At 63.9% G+C, this 16,846-nt stretch carries 11 protein-coding genes; 6 read left to right on the top strand and 5 right to left on the bottom strand.

The window, feature by feature from the left end:
• Position 1 precedes the first annotated feature (1 nt).
• The 5 genes from fdhF to apbC form a co-directional block, all read right to left on the bottom strand.
• On the bottom strand, positions 2–3,025 hold the full coding sequence (fdhF, locus tag DIC66_RS05000) for a formate dehydrogenase subunit alpha (protein ID WP_117174674.1): 3,024 nt from the start codon (positions 3,023–3,025) through the stop codon (positions 2–4).
• On the bottom strand, positions 3,022–4,839 hold the full coding sequence (locus tag DIC66_RS04995; RefSeq protein ID WP_117174672.1) for an NADH-ubiquinone oxidoreductase-F iron-sulfur binding region domain-containing protein: 1,818 nt from the start codon (positions 4,837–4,839) through the stop codon (positions 3,022–3,024). Before DIC66_RS04995 ends, fdhF begins: the two co-directional genes overlap by 4 nt.
• Positions 4,840–4,869: 30 nt before the next feature.
• Positions 4,870–6,513, bottom strand: a complete 1,644-nt coding sequence (locus tag DIC66_RS04990; RefSeq protein ID WP_117174670.1) for an OFA family MFS transporter — start codon at positions 6,511–6,513, stop codon at positions 4,870–4,872.
• Positions 6,514–7,578: 1,065 nt separating this feature from the next.
• Positions 7,579–8,523, bottom strand: coding sequence for a LysR family transcriptional regulator (locus DIC66_RS04985; protein WP_117174668.1), 945 nt, complete (start codon positions 8,521–8,523; stop codon positions 7,579–7,581).
• 25 nt (positions 8,524–8,548) lie between these two features.
• Positions 8,549–9,640: an iron-sulfur cluster carrier protein ApbC gene (gene apbC, locus DIC66_RS04980; protein WP_117174666.1), complete on the bottom strand. Its 1,092-nt coding sequence runs from the start codon at positions 9,638–9,640 to the stop codon at positions 8,549–8,551.
• 137 nt (positions 9,641–9,777) lie between these two features.
• Between apbC and DIC66_RS04975 the strand changes: the two genes are divergently transcribed.
• From DIC66_RS04975 to DIC66_RS04950, 6 genes are all read left to right on the top strand, one after another.
• On the top strand, positions 9,778–11,088 hold the full coding sequence (locus tag DIC66_RS04975; protein ID WP_233505786.1) for a patatin-like phospholipase family protein: 1,311 nt from the start codon (positions 9,778–9,780) through the stop codon (positions 11,086–11,088).
• Positions 11,089–11,181: 93 nt separating this feature from the next.
• A complete protein-coding gene (gene metG / locus DIC66_RS04970) occupies positions 11,182–13,281 on the top strand; it encodes a methionine--tRNA ligase (protein WP_117174664.1) in 2,100 nt (699 codons plus the stop codon).
• 8 nt (positions 13,282–13,289) lie between these two features.
• Positions 13,290–14,033 (top strand): YoaK family protein, encoded by a 744-nt coding sequence (locus tag DIC66_RS04965; RefSeq protein WP_117174662.1) that lies wholly within the window; start codon positions 13,290–13,292, stop codon positions 14,031–14,033.
• A 5-nt stretch (positions 14,034–14,038) separates the two neighbouring features.
• Positions 14,039–15,763: a SulP family inorganic anion transporter gene (locus DIC66_RS04960; RefSeq protein WP_117174659.1), complete on the top strand. Its 1,725-nt coding sequence runs from the start codon at positions 14,039–14,041 to the stop codon at positions 15,761–15,763.
• A gap of 23 nt (positions 15,764–15,786) precedes the next feature.
• Positions 15,787–15,993, top strand: coding sequence for a DUF3460 family protein (locus tag DIC66_RS04955; RefSeq protein WP_117174657.1), 207 nt, complete (start codon positions 15,787–15,789; stop codon positions 15,991–15,993).
• Between the two features lie 18 nt (positions 15,994–16,011).
• A complete protein-coding gene (locus tag DIC66_RS04950) occupies positions 16,012–16,809 on the top strand; it encodes a segregation and condensation protein A (protein ID WP_117174655.1) in 798 nt (265 codons plus the stop codon).
• Positions 16,810–16,846 lie beyond the last annotated feature (37 nt).

Raw genomic sequence — 16,846 nt, 5'->3', positions numbered from 1 at the left:
TTCAGGCCGCCAGTGCCGCCGTGCCGTAGCCCGCCACAAACGTGGGCGTGCCGCCACGGCGTATGGCCACGGCGCAGTACTTGAACTCGGGGATCTTGCCAAACGGGTCCAGCGCCGCATTGGTCATCAGGTTGGCTGCTGCCTCATAGTAGGCAAAGGGGATGAACACCGCACCGCGCGGCGTGCCGTCATCGCGCCGCACATGGATGGCCACTTCGCCGCGGCGCGACTGCACCGTGACCACATCGCCTGCCTCCAGCCCCAAGGCGACCAGGTCGGCACCGCACAGGGAGGCCGTGGCCATCGGTTCGATAGCATCCAGCACCACCGCGCGGCGCGTCATGCTGCCGGTGTGCCAATGCTCCAGCTGGCGGCCGGTGATCAACACAAAGGGGAAGTCCGCATCGGGCCGCTCGTTGGCCGGAATGATGTCGGCAGGCACCAGGTTGACGCGGCCGTCCGTGGTGTCGAATTTATCCAGGAACACGGTGGGTGCTCCCGGGTCTTCCGCGCTCAGGCAGGGGTAGGTGACGCTGGACTCGCGCTGCAGGCGCTCCCAGGTAATGCCCGAGATGGCCGCATGCATGGCCTGGCGCATTTCGTCATAGACAGCGGCCACGCCGTCAAACTCGCCTTCGTAATTCCAGTTGAGGCCCATGCGCCGGGCAATGTCCTGGATGATCCACAGATCGGGTTTGGCCTGTCCCGGCGCTTGAATAGCCTGCTTGCCGAGCTGCACCATGCGGTCGGTATTGCTGACGGTGCCGGTCTTCTCCGGCCAGGCGGTGGCGGGCAGCACCACGTCGGCCAGCCAGGCGGTTTCGGTCATGAAGATGTCTTGCACCACCATATGCTCCAGACTGGCCAGCGCGTGGCGCGCATGGTTCAGGTCGGGGTCGCTCATGGCGGGGTTCTCGCCCATGATGTACATGCCGCGGATCTTGTGTGGGTCACTCTCCGGGGCCAGCGCCTTGTGCATGATTTCCACCACGGTGTAGCCGGGCTGGTCGTCGAGCTTGGTGTCCCAGAAGTTCTCGAACCAGGCGTGTGCGCTTTTGTTGGTCACGCGCTGGTAGTTGGGGAACATCATGGGGATGAGTCCGGCGTCGGATGCGCCCTGCACATTGTTCTGACCGCGCAAAGGGTGCAGGCCAGAGCCCGGCTTGCCGATCTGGCCGGCGACTGTGGCCAGTGCGATCAGGCACCGCGCATTGTCGGTGCCGTGCACATGCTGGCTGATGCCCATGCCCCAGAGAATCATGGCGCCCTTGGCGCTGGCATAGGCGCGCGCCACTTCGCGCAGGGTCTGGGCCGGAATGCCGCAGATGGGCTCCATGGCCTCGGGGCTGTAGCCCTTGACGTTCTCGCGCAAGGCCTCGTAATTGTTGGCGCGCTTGGCAATGAAGTCCTGGTCGGCCAGGCCCTCTTCAATCACAACGTGGATGAGTGCATTGAGCATGGCCACATCGGTGTCGGGCTTGAACTGCAGGGTGCGCCAGGCGTGCTTGCCGATGTCGGTGATGCGCGGGTCGGCCAGCACGATTTTTGCGCCCAGCTTGGCGGCGTTCTTCATCCAGGTGGCGGCTACGGGATGGTTGGCCGTGGGGTTGGAGCCGATGACAAAAATCAGGTCCGAGTGCTGCACGTCGTTGACCTGGTTGCTCACCGCGCCGGAGCCTACGCCCTCCAACAGGGCCGCCACGCTGGAGGCATGGCACAGGCGGGTGCAGTGGTCCACGTTGTTGCTGCCAAAGCCGGTGCGCACCAGCTTCTGGAACAGATAGGCCTCTTCGTTGCTGCCCTTGGCCGAGCCAAAACCGGCGAGCGATTTCTTGCCATGGGTGTCCCGCAGGCGCACCAGGCTGCCTGCGGAGAATGACAAAGCCTCTTCCCAGGTGGCTTCGCGGAATACCTCGGACCAGTCGGCACTGTCGCGGTTCAGGTTTTGCAGCAGGGCCGGGTCTTTGGCGACACCGGCCTTGCGTATCAGCGGCACAGTCAGGCGCTGCGGGCTGGCCGCGTAGTCAAAGCCGAAGCGGCCCTTGACGCACAGGCGGCTGTGGTTGGCCGGGCCGTCGCGGCCGTCCACGCTGACGATCTTGTTGTCCTTGACGTTGTAGGTGAGCAGGCAGCCCACGCCGCAGAAGGGGCAGACCGAGTCGACTTTTTTGTCGACGACTTGCGAGCCGATTTGCGTCTTGGGCATGAGTGCGCCCGTGGGGCAGGCCTGCACACATTCGCCGCAGGCCACGCAGGTGCTATCGCCCATGGGGTCGCCCAGGTCAAACACGATCTCGCTGTGCGAGCCGCGCATGGCGTAGCCGATGACATCATTCACCTGTTCTTCACGGCAGGCGCGCACGCAGCGGTTGCACTGAATGCAGGCATCCAGGTTCACGGCCATGGCGGGGTGTGAAACGTCGGCCTTGGGTTGCTCTCTTCGGAGGGCTTTGAGTTGGGGACGTACCGTGACGCCCATGCGGCTGGCCCAGTCGCTGAGTTCGCCGTGTTGGCCTGTTGTTTTTGTATTTGTTGCGTTATGGGTGATCGCCTCTGCCCCGGCGGCGCCAGCGGGCAGGCCGGGCTCCTCATGGCGCGAGCGCAAATCGTCACCCGGCCCGCCCACTGTCACCGCCGTGTCAGAGGAACCTGGGTGCACCGACGGTTTATCTTCCGCGTCATTCCACTTGTAGCCCACATCCGGCATGTCGGAGAGCAGCATCTCCAGCACCATCTTCTGGCTCTTGATAGCACGCGGACTGTTGGCCAAGGCCTCCATGCCGGCGGTGGCATTGCGGCAGCAGCTCGGCGCCAGGGTGCGCTCGCCCTTGATCTCCACCACACAGGCGCGACAGTTGCCGTCGGCGCGCAGGCCGTCCTTGTAGCACAGGTGCGGGATGTCGATGCCGTGGCGCTTGGCGGCCTTCAGGATGGTTTCGCCCTCAAAGGCGTGGATGGTCTTCTGGTCCAGCGTGAAGGTGACCGTTGCGGGTGTGACTTCGTTGAGCTTGGTGGGGGCGTTCATGCTGCTGCTCCTGCGCCGCGTACTTCGTGCGCGAAATATTTCACCACGCAGCGCACCGGGTTGGGCGCCGCCTGACCCAGGCCGCAAATCGAGGCGTCGGTCATCACCTGGTTGAGGTCTTCCAGGGTCTCTGTGTCCCAGACATGGGCTTCCATCAGCGTGGCCGCCTTGACGGTGCCCACGCGGCAAGGCGTGCACTGGCCGCAGCTCTCATGCGCGAAGAAACGCATCATGTTCAGGGCGGCGTCGCGCGCCGAGTCGTGCTGACTCAGCACAATCACTGCGGCCGAGCCGATGAAGCCGCCATGCGGCTGCAGGGTGTCAAAGTCCAGGGGCACATCGGCCAGGCTTTCGGGGAAGATGCCGCCCGAGGCGCCACCGGGCAGGTAGGCGTAGAGCGTGTGGCCGTCCTGCATGCCGCCGCAGTATTCGGCAATCAGCTCACGCAGCGTAATGCCTGCAGGCGCCAGCTTCACGCCGGGCAGCTTGACGCGCCCGCTCACGCTGAAACTGCGCAGCCCCTTGCGGCCGTTACGGCCAAAGCTGCTGAACCAGCCTGCGCCTTTTTCCACAATGTCGCGCACCCAGTACAGGGTCTCGAAGTTGTGCTCCAGCGTGGGCCTGCCAAACAGGCCGACCTGGGCGATGTAGGGCGGGCGCATGCGCGGCTCGCCGCGCTTGCCTTCAATGCTCTCGATCATGGCGGACTCTTCGCCGCAGATATAGGCACCAGCGCCGCGGCGCAGTTCAATGTGCGGCAAGGGACATGGCGGGTTGGCGTACAGCCGGGCCAGTTCGGCCTCCAGGATGGCGCGGCAGCCATGGTACTCGTCGCGCAGGTAGATGTAGCAACTCTCGATGCCTACCACCTGGGCTGCCACCAGCAGGCCTTCCAGAAAACGGTGCGGGTCGCGCTCCAGGTAGGTGCGGTCCTTGAAGGTGCCGGGTTCGCCCTCGTCGATGTTCACCGCCATCAGCTTCGGTGCGGGCTGGTCGCGCACGATGCGCCACTTGCGCCCGGCCGGAAAGCCTGCCCCGCCCAGACCGCGCAGGCCCGAGTCTTCCATGGCCTTGATGACGGCTTCGGCATCGTGCTCGCCATTCACCAAGGCGGCAGCGAGGCTGTAGCCACCATGGGCCCGGTAGGCATCGTAGCCGGTGTAGTCTGGCGCCACGTCCACCGCATGCGGCTCGGGCGAGACACTGCGCTCGGCCAGGGCAGACGCCACAAACACGCTGTCCATGCGCGCCTGCGGATGCTGGGCTTGGGCGGCCTGGACCACGCTGGCCACAGACTCCACCGTGGCCTGTGGCACCGGGTGCTGGTGCACCACGGCCACCGGGGCCTGCTCGCAGCGGCCCAGGCAGGGTGCGGGGATGACACGTACATCGGTGCTGCCCAACAACGCGGGCAATCGTTTGAGCAAATCCTGGGCACCGGCCAGCTCACAGCTCAGGCCATCGCACACGCGCACGGTCAAGCCCGGTGCGGCGGCGTCGCCCTTCACCACCTCAAAGTGGTGATAGAAGGTGGCTACTTCGTAGACCTCGGCCATGGGGATGTTCATCTCGCGGGCCAGGGCCACCAGGTGCCGGTCATGCAGGCAGCGGTAGGCGTCGTTGAGCTTGTGCAGGTGCTCGATGAGCAGGTCGCGCCGGTGCGGTGCGGCCCCGATCAGGGCGCGCACCTCGGCCAGAGACACATCATCCGGCTGTCGCCCCTTGAGTTTGCTTTTGCGACGGATGCGCTCGCGCATATCGTCCACCGTGCCCAGGGTCACGGGCTTCACATCAGGGGCTGCAGAAGGATGCATGTGCTCTTACCAATACCAGTAATAAAAAGATCAGGCGAAAAACTTGGCCACGCTCAGCAGGGTGCGGTACACGCCCCAGGCCAGCGGCACACCTACCGCCACCCAGGCCAGCACCACCACCGCGGGGCTGACCGTGTCGGCGCCGCCGCCATTGGCGCGGTGCACCTCGTTGGACACGGCCTTGTCATGGGCCAGGCGCTTTTCTTCTGCCAATTCTGCTTCGGTCATAAACCACTTGTTGTCCAAGGGGCGAACAAGCAGGTTGCAGATGAGACCTACCACCAGCATACCCACCAGGATATACATGGTCTGGTTGTAGACCTGCTCGCGCGGAATGCCCAGCCCAAGCTGGTACTCACGCATGTAGTTCACCACCACCGGGCCCAGCACACCCGCCGTGGCCCAGGCCGTGAGCAGGCGGCCGTGGATGGCGCCCACCATCTGCGTGCCGAAAATGTCGGCCAGGTAAGCCGGCACGGTGGCAAAGCCGCCGCCATACATGCTCAGAATCACACAGAAGGCCGACACAAACAGCACCGTGCTGCCCGCTGCGGCACTGCCGGGCACGCTGAAGTACATGGCACCACCCAGCACAAAGAACACCACATAGGTGAGCTTGCGGCCCAGCTTGTCGGACAGGCTGGCCCAGAAGAAGCGCCCGCCGATATTGAACAGGCTCAAGAGCGCGGTAAAGCCGGCGGCCACGGTGGCAATGGAGGCCAGTTGCGCCTTGTCGAGTTCACCAAACTTCTTGGCCACGCCAATCAGCGAGCCGCCAAACACCTCCTGCAGCATGGGCGAGGCCATGCCGATCACACCAATGCCCGCACTCACGTTCATGCACAGCACCATCCAGATCAGCCAGAACTGGGGAATGCCCCAGACCTTCTTCACATGCACATGCTTTTTGGTGATCATGACGTTGGCGGTCTGGCCCGTGGGCGCGCTCCAGCCCTTGGGCATCCAGCCGGTCTCGGGCACGCGGTAGCCAAAGGCACCCGCCATCATGAAGACAAAGTAGATCAGCGCCATCACGATGAAGGTCTGCATCACGCCCACATCGGTGGGGGTGGCAAAGTATTTCATCAGGTCAGCCGCCAGGGGTGAGCCGATCATGGCGCCGCCGCCAAAGCCCATGATGGCCATGCCGGTGGCCATGCCGCGGCGGTCCGGGAACCACTTGATCAGCGTGGACACGGGCGAGATGTAGCCCAGGCCCAGGCCAATGCCGCCTATCACGCCGGAGCCCAGAATCATCATCCAGAACTGGTGCAGGTACACGCCCAATGCCGAGATCAGCATGCCGCCGCACCAGCACACGGCCGACACCACACCGGCCTTGCGCGGGCCGGCCCGTTCCAGCCAGCCACCCCAGGTGGCAGCACTGGAGCCGAGCAGCACAAAAAACAGGGTGTACATCCAGCCCAGGGTGGAGATTTGCCAGTCGCAGGTAGTAGTGAAGAGTTGGCCCATAAAGCCCACCTCGGGCCCGCACTTGATGGCCTCTTTGATGCCGAGTGCCTTGCTTAAAGGCAGCCAGAACACGGAAAAGCCATAGGCCATGCCGATACACAGGTGAATGGCCAGCGCTGCCGGGGGTACCAGCCAGCGGTTGAAGCCGGGGCCGGCAATGATGCGCTCTTTGTCGAGCAGCCCGGGGGATGCAGTTGTCATGGTGTCTCCTACGTGTTTATGTTTTTGAGTCTATTGACGGCGCGACATTCACTGACGTCTTTGCGGCGTGGGCGGAGTATCGGACGCCGGACTGATAGCCGTCCAATTGAATCGCTACATGGCTTGATTCGGGGATTGAATGACGCGGTGCGGCAATTGGCGTTGCGGCCTTGGGTGGTTGCGTGCCTGTTCTTGTGGATTTGCGCTCCAACTTTTATGGATTCACGCGCCTGCTTTTGTGGGAGGCAGGCGATGCGGGTACCCGTTCTCCGGCCCTGCTCGCGGGCGGCTGCTTTGGGTGCTGCTGCGTTGCTGCGTTAACTACGTGCTGTCTGGCCTGCTCTGTGGCAACCGCGAATGGGGGCCTGCGCCCGGGCACCCGCATCACCTGCCAGGGTTAGGGGTTGGTTGCGGAGAGGGAAGTCAGGGGTACAGCGTAAGAAACTGTTGCGGCCTTGGCCGAGAAAGGCTCTGAAGGGCTGGAAGCGGGTCTTCAAATACGTCCGGTATCTGGCGGTCAGAGATCTCGCACCGGCGGGTGGGTGCGCAGGAGGGGCAAGGGCGGGCTCCTCATGGCGGAGTACCGCAAATCGTCGCCCGCCCTTGTCCCTCCTGCTCACTGGGGCGCGGCTGCGCTTGACGAAAAATACCAAACACCGACCGTACAACCGACGCGCACTGTCTTGAATCGCGGGTTCACACGGGGGTCGCGCGGGAAGGGGGTAGGCCGGGCGCCGATTTGCGGTACCCCGCCATGAGATGCCCGGCCTACCCCCTTCCCGCGCCGCGAGCGAAAAAGACGTATGACCGCAAACGCGGCAAACCCGACATCGAAATTAACCCATTGATTACTGGCAATCAGTCACTCTGAGCAACTCCACCCATCTTCAGCAGCCTACCTTTCTGCTCAGTGGCTTTTGAACCTCGGCCAACCCACACTCGCGGTGTAAGGGCTATGCTGGGCGACGATTTGCGGTACTCCACCATGAGGAGCCCGGCATAGCCCTTGCACCGCAGCGAGCGAGCGAACAAGACCGCAATCAGCCTCTCAGCACTCGCCCGAACTCAAGCCGCCAGCAACCCACTATGCGCCGCCGCATGGCGCAGCCAAGCGCCGTCCTGCGCCAGCACAAGACCCGCCTCCAGCGCCCGCGAGGGGCGCGCCTGGGCGTGGGAGATAAAGCCGATGCGGGTTTTCACATCCGGGCCTATCAGGGGCGCGGCCTCCAACTCCTTGTAGCCGCGCACCGTGTCCACCAGTGCGCCGGGCAGCACGCTGCAAACGTTGCCATCGACCACGCTAAGCATCATGGTCATGATGGAGTTGGTCTCTATGGCAGGGATTGCGCGCACACCGGCGGTGGTGAAGGCGGCGTCCACAATGGCGCGGTTGTGCATCTCTGGTGTAAGCAGGCACAGGGGCAAGGCGGCGGCGTCCTTCCAGCGCATGGGCTTGGCCAGCTGCAGGCCTTTGGCACTGGGCTTGGGGGCGCGGCGCAGCAGAAAGTAATGCTCGGTGTACTGCGGCCAGGCGGTGAGCTTGCGCTCCTGCACCCGCATGCGTTCGCTGTAGCCCAGGGCCAGGTCCAGCGTCAGGTCTTCCAGGCCGCGCTCCAGCTCGGAGGAACTCAGCGACAGCACCACCGGCTGTATGCCGCTGTGGCGGGCGTGCAGCATGGCCGCAAAGCGCGCTGCAATCGGCACGGCCGTGGGTACTGCGCCTATGCGGATGGCGCCACGTGGCAGCAGGGTTTCACTCTGCAGGTCCTGCTGCAGGTTGGCATGCTCATGCAGCATCAGCTTGGCCGAGGCCAGCACCCGCTCGCCCTGGGGTGTAAGGCCCACAAAATTGCGGTCACGCTTGACGATGACTACATTGAACTCCCGCTCCAGCGCACGCAGGGCGTTGCTGAGCGCGGGCTGCGTGATGTGGCAGGCAGCAGCAGCGCGCCCGAAATGCTTGTGCTCTTGCAGCGCCACCAGGTAGCGCAGGGAGGGCAGCAGGTTCATGACACTTCGGGCCGGGCGGCAGGCATCAGGTGTTCTTGCTGATGGTGATGCTGGGGAACTTGCTGGAGAAGTCCTTGTTCTTGGCGGCAATGGCCAGGGCCACCTTGCGCGCCACGCCCTTGTAGAGGCCGGCCACTTCGCTGTCGGGCTCGGCCACCACGGTGGGCTTGCCGCCATCGGCCTGCACGCGGATTTGCATGGCCAGGGGCAAGGCGCCCAGGTAGTCCATGCCGTAGTCGGCGGCCATTTTCTTGCCGCCGTCGGCGCCAAAAATGTGTTCCACATGGCCGCAGTTGCTGCACACGTGCACCGCCATGTTTTCCACAATGCCCAGAATAGGAACACCCACCTTCTCGAACATCTTGATGCCCTTGCGGGCGTCCAGCAGGGCGATGTCCTGCGGCGTGGTCACCACCACGGCGCCGGTGAGGGGCACGCGCTGGCTCAAGGTGAGCTGGATGTCGCCGGTGCCCGGAGGCATGTCCACCACCAGGTAGTCGAGGTCTTTCCAGTTGGTCTGGCGCAGCAGCTGGTCCAGCGCCTGGGTGGCCATGGGGCCGCGCCAGATCATGGCCTCGTCCGGGGCTACCAGAAAGCCGATGGACATGACCTGCACGCCGTAGTTTTCCATGGGCTCCATGGTCTTGCCGTCTTCGGAGTCAGGGCGGCCTTCAATGCCCATCATCATGGGCTGGCTGGGGCCGTAGATGTCGGCATCCAGCAGGCCCACGCGCGCGCCCTCGGCGGCCAGGGCCAGGGCCAGGTTGGCCGCGGTGGTGCTCTTGCCCACGCCACCCTTGCCTGAGGCCACGGCCACGATGTTCTTCACGCCGGGCAGCAAGGCCACGCCGCGCTGCACGGCATGCGCCGTCACGTTCAGGGTGGGGGTGACGGCAACGCCCTGCACGCCGTCTACCGTTTTGGCAGCGGCTGTCAGGGCTTCTATGAACTGCGGGTACTGGCTTTGGGCGGGGTAGCCCAGTTCCAGAGTCAGGCTGACCTGGCCGCCGTCGACTTTGAGGTTCTTGATGCACTTGCTGGAAACGAAGTCTTTGCCCGTGTTCGGGTCGATGACGCCCTGCAAGGCGCCCATGATTGCTTGTTCTGTCACTGCCATGTCTTACTCCTGTGGACCGGGTAGTCTAGCGAACCGGGCTTTGCCCTCGGTATCGCAGGTGCATAGCCGCGATGTTCAGGGTTAACCCCACAAATTCCACACGGTAAATAACAGGGTCGCACTTCATAATCGTTCGCATGGGAAGCAACGACACAGAAGTCATGGTCGCAGAGACCAAGCGGCGCAGGCCAGCGGGCCTGATGCTGTCGGGCGGTGGCGCCCGCGCCGCCTACCAGGTGGGCGTGCTCGAAGCCATTGCCGATATCCGGCTGCGCTGCGGCGCAGGCAACGAGCCCAACCCCTTCCCCATCATCACCGGCACCTCGGCCGGCGCCATCAATGCCGCGGCCCTGGCCTGTGGCGCCGATAACTTCGACGCCACCGTGCGCATGATTGCCGACACCTGGCGCCACTTCAGTGCCGACCAGGTCTACCGCGCCGACCACCTGAGCATGCTGCGCTCCGGCGCCAAGTGGATGACCCTGCTCTCGGCCGGCTGGCTGCTGGCCAAGTGGCGGCGCATCAAGCCGCGCTCGCTGCTGGACAACAGCCCCCTGAGTGACCTGCTGGCCCGTTTGGTGCCGCTGGAGCGCCTGCCCGAGCTGATACGCACGGGCCATGTGCAGGCCCTGGCGGTCACGGCGTCGAGCTACAGCTCTGGCGAGCATGTGACTTTTTTCGACGGCGACAAACGCCTCATGCCCTGGGTGCGCTCCCAACGCCTGGCAGTGCGCGGGCGCATCAGCCACGCCCACCTGCTGGCCTCCAGTGCCATCCCCTTTGTGTTCCCGGCCACCGAGCTGCAGATCAGCGGGCACATGGAGTACTTTGGCGACGGCTCCATGCGCCAGAGCGCGCCGGTGGCCCCGGCCATCCACCTGGGGGCTGAGCGCCTGCTGGTGGTGGGCGCCGGGCGCATGAGCGAGCCCAAAGGCCAGGCCCCCGGCAACAACGGCAGCGCCAACAGCTACCCCAGCATTGCGCAGATTGCGGGCCATGCGCTGTCCAACATCTTTCTGGATGCGCTGGCCGTGGACGTAGAGCGGGTGCGGCGCATCAACCACACCCTGCAGCTGGTGCCCGAAGCCCTGCGCCAGCAAAGCGCCCTCAAGCCCATCGAGCTGCTGGTGATTGCCCCCAGCCAGCGCCTGGACGTACTGGCCTCGCGCCACATTGACGAGCTGCCACACGCGGTGCGCACCATGCTGGGCGGCGTGGGCGTGTCGTCGGCCCAGGCCGACGTCAAGGGCTCGGCCCTGGCCAGCTACCTGTTGTTTGAATCCAGCTACACCAGCGAGCTGATGGCCCTGGGCTATGCCGATGCGCAAAAACAACGCGCCGAAGTCTGTGCGTTTTTTGGCTGGACCGACCCCGAGGCGGCCACCTTCCGGGTGCGGGCGGGCCAGCCCTTTGTGGAGCGGCGGTCCGACCCTTTGCGGGTGCGATAGACCAAAGCCTGGTGGCGCTCTGTCGGGGTGGCTGGCGCCCCGACTAAAATCAGCACCCCAGCTCATAAGCCTGCCTGAAAGCCCCACGTCCCCATGCCGCGCCAACTTTTCGTCACCACCGCCCTGCCCTACGCCAACGGCAACTTCCACATCGGCCACATCATGGAGTACATCCAGGCCGATATCTGGGTGCGTTTCCAGCGCATGCGGGGCCTGGCTGTCAACTTCGTGGGGGCCGACGACACGCATGGCGCGCCCATCATGATTGCCGCCGAGAAGGCCGGCAAAACGCCACAGCAATTTGTGGCCGACATTGCCGCCGGACGCAAGCCCTACCTGGACGGCTTTCATATCGCCTTTGACAACTGGCACAGCACCGACGCGCCGGAGAACCACGAACTGGCACGCCAGATCTACCGCGACCTGCGCGACATCCCCGAGTCCGCTGGCGGCTCGCTGATCGAGCGCAAGACGATTGAGCAGTTCTTCGACGCCGAGAAGAACATGTTCCTGCCCGACCGCTTCATCAAAGGCGAGTGCCCCAAGTGCCACGCGAAAGACCAGTATGGCGACAACTGCGAGGTGTGCGGCTCGGTCTACGCGCCCACCGACCTGATCAACCCCTACTCGGCACTCAGCGGTGTGAAGCCCGAACTGAAAAGCTCGGAGCACTTCTTCTTCAAATTGTCGGACCCGCGCTGCGTGGCCTTCCTGGAGCAATGGACGCAGGATGGCAAGCTGCAACCCGAGGTGGCCAACAAGATCAAGGAATGGTTCACGGTGCGGACCAACCCGGACGGCACGACCAGTGAAGGCCTGGGCGACTGGGACATCAGCCGCGATGCGCCCTACTTCGGCATCGAGATTCCCGATGCGCCGGGCAAGTACTTTTACGTCTGGCTGGACGCGCCCGTGGGTTACCTGGCCTCGCTCAAGAACCTGCTGGACAAGCGCGGCCAGGACTATGAGGCCTACATGGCCAACCCGAAGCTGGAGCAGTACCACTTCATTGGTAAGGACATCGTCACCTTCCACACCCTGTTCTGGCCGGCCATGCTGCATTTCAGCGGCCGCAAGACCCCCAACAACGTGTTTGTGCACGGCTTTTTGACCGTGAACAACGGCGAGAAGATGAGCAAGAGCCGCGGCACCGGCCTGGACCCTTTGAAGTACCTGAGCCTGGGCATGAACCCCGAGTGGCTGCGCTACTACCTGGCAGCCAAGCTGTCGGTGCGCAATGAAGACATTGACTTCAATGCCGATGACTTCATGGCCCGCGTCAACAGCGACCTGATTGGCAAGTTTGTCAACATCGCCTCGCGCGCCGCCGGTTTCCTGAGCAAGCGCTTTGAGGGCAAACTGACGCAAGACTTTGGCGCTGTGGGCGCAGCCATTCTGGCCGACCTGCGCAGCGAGTCAGACGCCATCGCCGCGCTGTACGACAGCCGTGAGCTGGGCAAAGCCACCCGCGAAGTCATGCTGCTGGCCGACAAGGTGAACGCCTATGTGGACCAGCACAAGCCCTGGGACCTCGCCAAGGATGCCGCCAACAACGAGGCCCTGCACCAGGTCTGCTCGGTGCTGATCAACGCCTTTGCCGTGCTCAGCCGCTACCTGGCGCCCATCCTGCCTGCGCTGGCGCAGTCGGTGGAAACCTTCACCGGACAGGGCATGCAAAAGTGGAGTGACATCGACAGCAATGTAGTGTCCATCCAGCCCTACCAGCACCTGATGCAGCGCGTGGACGTGAAGCAACTCGACGCCCTGTTTGAAATCCCCGAGCCCGCCGTACCCACCGTGGAAATTCTGCCCCCCGGCGGCGAGGAACTCGCACCCACCATCACCATCGACGACTTCGCCAAGATCGATTTGCGCATCGCCAAAATCGTGGCCTGTGCGGCCGTGGAAGGCTCCACCAAGCTCTTGCGCCTCACACTGGACGCTGGCGAGCAGGACGCCACCGGTGCACCCAAGCTGCGCAATGTCTTCAGCGGCATTGCCAGCATGTACCAACCCGAGGAGCTCACCGGCCAGCTCACCGTGCTGGTGGCCAACCTGGCGCCGCGCAAGATGAAGTTTGGCGTGTCTGAGGGCATGGTGCTGGCTGCCAGCCACGGCGATGAGAAGGCCAACCCGGGCATCTACATCCTCAACCCCTGGCCCGGCGCGGCACCCGGAATGCGGATTCACTAGGTGCAGCCATGATCCCCCTGTTGCGCGGCTGGACTTCGGTGCAGCGCACCGCCCAGAACAATCTGCGGCTAGGGGTCACGCTGTGTTTTGTGGCCGGTGCCACCAATGCCGGCGGCTTTCTGGCTGTGGGGCAATACACCTCGCACATGAGCGGCATCGTGTCCTCCGTGGCTGACAACCTGGTGCTGGGCCAGGTGCAGCTGGCACTGGCCGGCATCGCTGCGGTGCTGGCTTTTTTGCTGGGCGCCATGACCACGGCCTGGATGGTGAACTGGGGTCTGCGCCACAAGATGCAAAGCGCTTATGGCCGGCCGCTGCTGCTGGAGGCCGGCTTGCTGCTGGTGTTCGGCGTGTTTGGCACCGGCATCAACTTCTTTGCGCCTTTGTTTGCGCCGCTCACGGTCTTGCTGCTGTGCTTCATCATGGGGTTGCAGAACGCGGTGATCACCAAGATCTCGCACGCCGAGATTCGCACCACCCACGTCACCGGCCTGGTGACCGACCTGGGCATTGAGCTGGGCAAGCTGTTCTACGTCAACCGCCTGACGCGCGACACGCTGGTGGTGGCGGACCGTGCGCGCCTGGCCATTCACCTCAAGCTGATTGGCAGCTTTTTTATCGGTGGGCTGGCCGGTGCCATTGGCTTCAAGACCATGGGCTATTACGCCACCGTCCCCCTGTCCGTCCTGCTCCTGCTGCTGGTGCTGCGCCCGGTGCTCAACGACGCCCGCAACTGGATTGAACCGCACTGACCACCATGGCTACTGACCTGCCCTCCATCGCAGCCCGCTTCAACCATTACTTTCGGCCGCGCCTGCTCGACGCCCTGCAGGGCTACAACCAGCAACGCTTTGCCAAGGATGTGGGCGCGGGCCTGACGGTGGGCGTGGTGGCCCTGCCCCTGGCCATGGCCTTTGCCATTGCCAGTGGCCTCAAGCCCGAGGCCGGGCTGTTCACCGCCATCATTGCGGGCTTTCTGGTGTCGGCTCTGGGCGGCAGCCGCGTGCAGATTGGCGGGCCGGCCGGTGCTTTCATCGTCATCGTCTACGGCATCGTGGAGCGTTACGGTCTGGCCAATCTGGTGATTGCCACGGCCATGTCGGGCGTCATGCTGTTTGCCATGGGCGTGTTCAAGATGGGCACGCTGGTGCGCTTCATACCGGTGTCAGTGATCATCGGCTTTACCAACGGCATTGCGGTGCTGATTGCGCTCTCTCAGGTGAAAGATTTTCTGGGCCTGTCCATCGCCAACCTGCCGGCCAATTTCTTCGGCATGGCCCAGGCGCTGATCCAAGCGCTTCCCACTTTCAACCCGGCGGCCAGTCTGCTCGCGCTGGGCTCTTTGGCGCTGATCGTAGGCTGGCAATTCGGCATGCCGCGTCTGGTTGGCAACCCGGTCTGGAACCAGCGCCTGCGGCTGGTGCCGGGCTCTGTGCTGGCATTGGTGCTGGCCACCGTGGTGGTGGCCGTGTTCCACCTGCCGGTGGAGACCATTGGCAGCAAGTTTGGCGGCATCCCCTCGGCGCTGCCGGGCCTGCAGTGGCCCGCGTTCAGCTGGGAGACGGTGCGCTTTTTGTTCATCCCGGCCACCACATTGGCGATGCTGGGGGCCATTGAGTCGCTGCTGTGCGCGCGCGTGGCCGACGGCATGATTGACGACCGCCACAACCCCAACCAGGAGCTGATGGCCCAGGGCATTGCCAACTTCTTCACGCCGTTTTTTGGTGGCATGCCGGCCACCGGCACCATTGCCCGCACGGTCACCAACGTCAAGGGCGGTGCCACCTCGCCCATTGCCGGCATGGTGCATGCATTCACGCTGCTGCTAGTGATGCTGGTGGCTGCACCCCTGGCGCAGGACATCCCGCTGGCGGCGATGGCCGCCATCCTGATGTTTGTGGCCTGGAACATGGGCGAGTGGCGCGAGTTCTTGCATCTGCGCCAGTACCGCATGCCCTACCGGGCCACGCTGCTGGCGGTGTTCTTTTTAACGGTGGTGTTCGACCTGACGGTGGCCGTGGAAGTGGGCCTGGTGGCGGCCTGCATTACCTTTATTTACCGCATCTCCAGCCTCTCGCGCACCGAACCCATCAGCGCGGCCGATTACCCTGCGCTGGCAGGCTTGCAAGGTCAGGTGGAGGCACACCGCCTGTATGGCGCCTTGTTCTTCGGGGCGGTCAAGCTGATCGAGGACCTGCAGGACCATTTGCCACAACGCACCCTGCTGCTGGACCTGAAAAACGTGATCTATGTGGACTCCAGTGGAGCCGACTCTTTGGGCGATCTGGCCCGCGCGTGCCACAAAAACCGGGTGCGCCTGGTCATCTGCGGCCTGATGCACCAGCCCCTGGACATTGCCCAGCGCTGCGGCTTCTGTGCCTCGGTGGGGGCCGCCAATATCTACCCCAATGTAGCCACGGCCATCGAGGGCAGCGCCAACCTGGGGCCTCTGGACGCGCACCCGGACCCTGGCACACCGTAAAATAGCGCAAAGAGGTTACCCACATGTCCATATTCCGCCGCCCCGATTACCGTTCTGACGCCACCCAGTTCATTGACCAGCTCAAGGCCCTCAAGCCCGCACTGGAAGTGGAACAGCAAAAGGGACGCTCCCTTCTGTGGGACAAAGTGGTGGACCGTCTGGCCTGGAAGGGTTTCCGCAAGGCCGAAGTAGCGCAAAAGCCCTACGTCTACCAGACCAACCACGACTAAGCTGCCTTGAGCGCTGCCATGCCCGAAGTGGTGGACCAGGTTGCGCTGGCCCGCCTGTATGGCGAGCCGCTGTTTGCGCTGCCACAGGACCTCTACATCCCGCCCGATGCACTGGAAGTGTTTCTGGAGGCGTTTGAAGGCCCGCTGGATCTGCTGCTGTACCTGATCCGCAAGCAGAACTTCAACATCCTGGATATCCCCATGCTCAGCGTGACCAAGCAATATTTGGTCTACGTGGAGCAGATCCGCAAGCGCAACCTGGAGCTGGCGGCCGAATACCTGCTGATGGCGGCCATGCTGATTGAAATCAAATCCCGCATGCTGCTGCCACCCAAGAAGGTGGCCGAGGGCGAAGAGGCCGAAGACCCGCGCGCCGAGCTGGTGCGCCGCCTGCTGGAATACGAGCAGATGAAGCTGGCCGCGGCCCGCCTGAACGCCGTGCCGCAATACGGGCGCGACTACCTCAAGGCCAGCATCTTCATCGAGCAAAGCCTGCAGCCACGCTTTCCGGAAGTGCACCTAGTGGACCTGCAGGAGGCCTGGCGCGACATCCTCAAGCGCGCCAAACTGGTTCAGCACCACAAGATCAGCCGCGCCGAGTTGTCCGTTCGGGAGCACATGAGCATCGTGCTCAAAAAACTGCAAGGCCGGCGCTTTGTCGGCTTTGAAGACCTGTTCGACCCCGAGGCCGGGCACCCGGTGCTGGTGGTGACCTTCATCGCCATGCTGGAGCTGGCCAAGGAAACCCTGATCGAAATCACCCAGGCCGAGGCCTTCGCACCCATCTATGTGCGACTGGCCTACTCGCCCAGCTGAAAACTCCGCTTGTAAGCGGTTAGTATCTGCCCCACTT

The sequence above is a fragment of the Rhodoferax lacus genome (genome assembly GCF_003415675.1).
Taxonomy (GTDB): Bacteria; Pseudomonadota; Gammaproteobacteria; order Burkholderiales; family Burkholderiaceae_C; genus Allorhodoferax; species Allorhodoferax lacus.
This window is presented reverse-complemented; position numbering and strand designations above follow the sequence as displayed.